Source organism: Methylomonas rosea (assembly GCF_024505055.1).
GTDB lineage: Bacteria > Pseudomonadota > Gammaproteobacteria > Methylococcales > Methylomonadaceae > Methylomonas > Methylomonas rosea.
In genome coordinates this window covers 1-5550 of sequence record NZ_JANIBL010000110.1, presented here as the reverse complement: position 1 = coordinate 5550, position 5550 = coordinate 1, and the positions used below count along the sequence as shown (strand labels likewise).

At 50.9% G+C, this 5550-nt stretch carries 2 tRNA genes and 2 rRNA genes; all 4 read right to left on the bottom strand.

Annotated features, from left to right (window positions below):
* Positions 1-85: 85 nt before the first annotated feature.
* A 23S ribosomal RNA gene (locus NP589_RS21090) occupies positions 86-2981 on the bottom strand.
* 315 nt (positions 2982-3296) lie between these two features.
* Positions 3297-3372, bottom strand: a tRNA-Ala gene (locus tag NP589_RS21085).
* Positions 3373-3487: 115 nt separating this feature from the next.
* Positions 3488-3564 (bottom strand) — tRNA-Ile (locus NP589_RS21080).
* A 60-nt stretch (positions 3565-3624) separates the two neighbouring features.
* Positions 3625-5158: ribosomal RNA gene (locus NP589_RS21075) — 16S ribosomal RNA — on the bottom strand.
* Together the 16S and 23S rRNA genes with 2 tRNA genes alongside form the textbook arrangement of a ribosomal RNA operon.
* Between the last annotated feature and the right edge of the window lie 392 nt (positions 5159-5550).

Genomic DNA, 5550 nt, shown 5'->3' with positions numbered 1-5550 from the left:
CATGGAAATCTGTATCGAGTTTGTCGTTCTCTTGCGTTTTATCAGCTTTTGTCGTCTGACCTTACCCAAACGCATTGGGTGTTATATGGTCAAGCCTCACGGGCAATTAGTACACGTTAGCTTCACACATTACTGCGCTTCCACACCGTGCCTATCAACGTCGTAGTCTCCGACGGCCCTTCAGGGGACTTAAAGTCCCAGTGAGATCTCATCTTGGGAGGGGCTTCCCGCTTAGATGCTTTCAGCGGTTATCCTGTCCGAACGTGGCTACCCGGCAATGCCATTGGCATGACAACCGGAACACCAGAGGTTCGTCCACTCCGGTCCTCTCGTACTAGGAGCAGCTTCCCTCAAATCTCAAACGCCCACGGCAGATAGGGACCGAACTGTCTCACGACGTTCTGAACCCAGCTCGCGTACCACTTTAAATGGCGAACAGCCATACCCTTGGGACCTGCTTCAGCCCCAGGATGTGATGAGCCGACATCGAGGTGCCAAACACCGCCGTCGATATGAACTCTTGGGCGGTATCAGCCTGTTATCCCCGGCGTACCTTTTATCCGTTGAGCGATGGCCCTTCCATACAGAACCACCGGATCACTAAGACCTACTTTCGTACCTGCTCGACTTGTCCGTCTCGCAGTCAAGCACCCTTATGCCTTTGCACTCATTGCCTGATTTCCGACCAGGCTGAGGGTACCTTCGTGCTCCTCCGTTACTCTTTAGGAGGAGACCGCCCCAGTCAAACTACCCACCAGACACTGTCCCTAACCCGGATAACGGGTCGAGGTTAGAACTCCAAACATACCAGGGTGGTATTTCAAGGTTGGCTCCACGAGAACTGGCGTTCCCGCTTCAAAGCCTCCCACCTATCCTACACAAGTAGGTTCAAAGTCCAGTGTCAAGCTATAGTAAAGGTGCACGGGGTCTTTCCGTCTAGCCGCGGGTACACTGCATCTTCACAGCGATTTCAATTTCACTGAGTCCCAGGTGGAGACAGTGTGGCCATCGTTACGCCATTCGTGCAGGTCGGAACTTACCCGACAAGGAATTTCGCTACCTTAGGACCGTTATAGTTACGGCCGCCGTTTACTGGGGCTTCGATCAAGAGCTTCTCCGAAGATAACCCCATCAATTAACCTTCCAGCACCGGGCAGGCGTCACACCCTATACGTCCACTTTCGTGTTTGCAGAGTGCTATGTTTTTGCTAAACAGTCGCAGCCACCGATTTTTTGCAACCCCCTTCCGCTCCAGTCGCGAGGACCTTCACGTAATGAGGGCATACCTTCTCCCGAAGTTACGGTATCATTTTGCCTAGTTCCTTCACCTGGGTTCTCTCAAGCGCCTTAGAATTTTCATCCCACCCACCTGTGTCGGTTTAGGGTACGGCCACTAGTAACCTGAAGCTTAGAGGTTTTTCCTGGAAGCAGGGCATCTATCACTTCGCTGTTCTTTCGAACCGCTCGTCATCACGTCTCGGCATAAAGCACCCCGGATTTGCCTAAGATGCATGCCTACCTGCTTAAACTGCCACTTCCAACCGACAGCTGATATAGCCTTCTCCGTCACCCCATCGCAGTTACTACTGGTACAGGAATATTAACCTGTTTTCCATCGACTACGCTTTTCAGCCTCGCCTTAGGTGCCGACTAACCCTGCGTCGATTAACGTTGCGCAGGAAACCTTGGGTTTTCGGCGAGGGGGTTTTTCACCCCCTTTATCGTTACTTATGTCAGCATTCGCACTTCCGATACCTCCAGCCCACTTCTCAATGAACCTTCGCAGGCGTACGGAACGCTCCTCTACCACTCACGCTTAACGCGTAAATCCGTAGCTTCGGTACTATGCTTAGCCCCGGTAAATCTTCCGCGCAGACCGACTCGACCAGTGAGCTATTACGCTTTCTTTAAAGGATGGCTGCTTCTAAGCCAACCTCCTGGCTGTCTGTGCCTTTCCACATCGTTTCCCACTGAGCATAGATTTGGGGACCTTAGCTGACGGTCTGGGCTGTTTCCCTTTTCACGACGGACCTTATCACCCGCCGTGTGTCTCCCGTGCTTGCACTTGCTGGTATTCGGAGTTTGCATCGGGTTGGTAAGTCGGGATGACCCCCTAGCCGAAACAGTGCTCTACCCCCAGCAGTGATACACGAGGCGCTACCTAAATAGCTTTCGAGGAGAACCAGCTATCTCCGAGCTTGATTAGCCTTTCACTCCGATCCACAGCTCATCCCCGTCTTTTTCAACAGACGTGGGTTCGGCCCTCCAGTTAGTATTACCCAACCTTCAGCCTGGCCATGGATAGATCGCCCGGTTTCGGGTCTACACCTTGCGACTAAACGCCCTATTAAGACTCGCTTTCGCTACGCCTCCCCTATTCGGTTAAGCTTGCCACAAAATGTAAGTCGCTGACCCATTATACAAAAGGTACGCAGTCACCCCACGAAGGGGCTCCCACTGCTTGTACGCATACGGTTTCAGGTTCTATTTCACTCCGCTCTCCGCGGTTCTTTTCGCCTTTCCCTCACGGTACTAGTTCACTATCGGTCAGTAAGGAGTATTTAGCCTTGGAGGATGGTCCCCCCATATTCAGTCAAAGTTTCACGTGCTCCGACCTACTCGATTTCACTAGAAAAAGGTTTTCGTGTACGGGGCTATCACCCTGTATCGCCGGACTTTCCAGACCGTTCCACTAACCTTATCCTAGCTTAAGGGCTAGTCCCCGTTCGCTCGCCACTACTTAGGGAATCTCGGTTGATTTCTTTTCCTCCGGGTACTTAGATGTTTCAGTTCTCCGGGTTCGCTTCAGTGAGCTATGTATTCACTCAAAGATGACGTGCTTATGCACGCCGGGTTTCCCCATTCGGACATCTCTGGATCACAGCCGGTTTGCAGGCTCCCCAAAGCTTTTCGCATGCTACAACGTCCTTCATCGCCTCTTACTGCCTAGGCATTCACCGTATGCGCTTATTCACTTGACCATATAACCCGAATACGTCTGTACTTTGGTTATACTGCCAGCTGACATTTTCGCTGATTTTTTCTGCTTGAGAACGACATGCTGTTTGCTTTCTGTCTTTATCTTTCGACATTGACATCATTCAAACCGCAACTCGTTTCAGTTTCGATCGTTTCCGATCGTTACTATAGTTACAGATTTCCATATTGTTAAAGAGCTATCGGTACGAATACCAATGCTATACAGTCTTTATCCTGCGATAAAACCATATAGCGTTGATGTTCTGACATCGACTATCTAGTGGTGACGAACTGGTTAACCCTCAGCGTAAGCATGATGGTGGAGCCAGGGAGGATCGAACTCCCGACCTCCTGCGTGCAAGGCAGGCGCTCTCCCAGCTGAGCTATGGCCCCTAAAACAGACTAAAGACCAAGACTCAAGCCGAAATCCGATTCCGTTCAACTTTCTGACCTAGCCAGAATCGTTGCCTGTTCGTGTTCCGCCTTGTCGCTTTCGCCTTTTATGCGTTGGTGGGTCTGGGAGGAGTTGAACCTCCGACCTCACCCTTATCAGGGGTGCGCTCTAACCAACTGAGCTACAGACCCAGGTGCGTCTTTCAATCGAAATAATTTGTTGTGAGTACGTGTAACGGTGTGCCGTCTTTGTAAGGAGGTGATCCAGCCCCAGGTTCCCCTAGGGCTACCTTGTTACGACTTCACCCCAGTCATGAATCACAAAGTGGTAAGCGCCCTCCCGAAGGTTAAACTACCTACTTCTTTTGCAACCCACTCCCATGGTGTGACGGGCGGTGTGTACAAGGCCCGGGAACGTATTCACCGCGGCATTCTGATCCGCGATTACTAGCGATTCCGACTTCACGCAGTCGAGTTGCAGACTGCGATCCGGACTGGGACCGGCTTTTTGGGATTCGCTTACTCTCGCGAGTTCGCAGCCCTCTGTACCGGCCATTGTAGCACGTGTGTAGCCCTACCCATAAGGGCCATGATGACTTGACGTCGTCCCCACCTTCCTCCGGTTTATCACCGGCAGTCTCCCTAGAGTTCCCGGCATGACCCGCTGGCAACTAAGGATAAGGGTTGCGCTCGTTACGGGACTTAACCCAACATTTCACAACACGAGCTGACGACAGCCATGCAGCACCTGTCTCAGAGTTCCCGAAGGCACTCCGCTATCTCTAACAGATTCTCTGGATGTCAAGGGTAGGTAAGGTTCTTCGCGTTGCATCGAATTAAACCACATGCTCCACCGCTTGTGCGGGCCCCCGTCAATTCATTTGAGTTTTAGCCTTGCGGCCGTACTCCCCAGGCGGTCAACTTAATACGTTAGCTCCACTACTAAGTTCTTTAAGAACCCAACAGTTAGTTGACATCGTTTACGGCGTGGACTACCAGGGTATCTAATCCTGTTTGCTACCCACGCTTTCGTACCTCAGCGTCAGTTTTAGTCCAGGGAGCCGCCTTCGCCACTGGTGTTCCTTCAGATCTCTACGCATTTCACCGCTACACCTGAAATTCCACTCCCCTCTACTAAACTCTAGTTGCCCAGTATCAAATGCAGTTCCCAGGTTAAGCCCAGGGCTTTCACATCTGACTTAAACAACCGCCTACGCACGCTTTACGCCCAGTAATTCCGATTAACGCTTGCACCCTCCGTATTACCGCGGCTGCTGGCACGGAGTTAGCCGGTGCTTCTTGTATAGGTAATGTCAGTCTACCGGGTATTAACCGGTAGGTATTCCTTCCTATTGAAAGTGCTTTACAACCCTCAGGCCTTCTTCACACACGCGGTATTGCTGGATCAGGCTTTCGCCCATTGTCCAATATTCCCCACTGCTGCCTCCCGTAGGAGTCTGGGCCGTGTCTCAGTCCCAGTGTGGCTGATCATCCTCTCAGACCAGCTATGGATCGTCGCCTTGGTAGGCCATTACCCTACCAACTAGCTAATCCAACATAGGCTCATCTATTAGCGCCAGGTCCGAAGATCCCCAGCTTTCCCCCGTAGGGCGTATGCGGTATTAGCGTGAGTTTCCCCACGTTGTCCCCCACTAATAGGCAGATTCCTATGCATTACTCACCCGTCCGCCACTCGTCAGCGCCCGAAGGCCTGCTACCGTTCGACTTGCATGTGTTAAGCATACCGCCAGCGTTCAATCTGAGCCATGATCAAACTCTTCAGTTTAATTTTTAACGCGTCACTAAATAAGATTAGTGACCAATCTTGGCTCGACTACAGAACATCTTTTCTTGCGAATTGACGTGGTTTCTGTGTCGACTATTTTTAACAGCACATAGTCGCTACACATACCCACACAAATTATTTCGATTTAGTTTGTTAAAGAGCCAGAGCATTTCGCCCTGTTGAGCCGACATATTCTACAGCGTTTTCAGTTTCTGTCAAATTTATTTTTTAAGTCATTTCAAAAACCGAAACACCAAAAACAAACAACTTGACCAACCACCAAAAGCCGCCAAACCTAGCCGACTGCTCCACCGCAAAACCAACTTGCTTAAGCAGTGAAGAGCCGCGCATTTTAACCACACTTCCAGCCTTCGTCAAGATATTATTTCTAT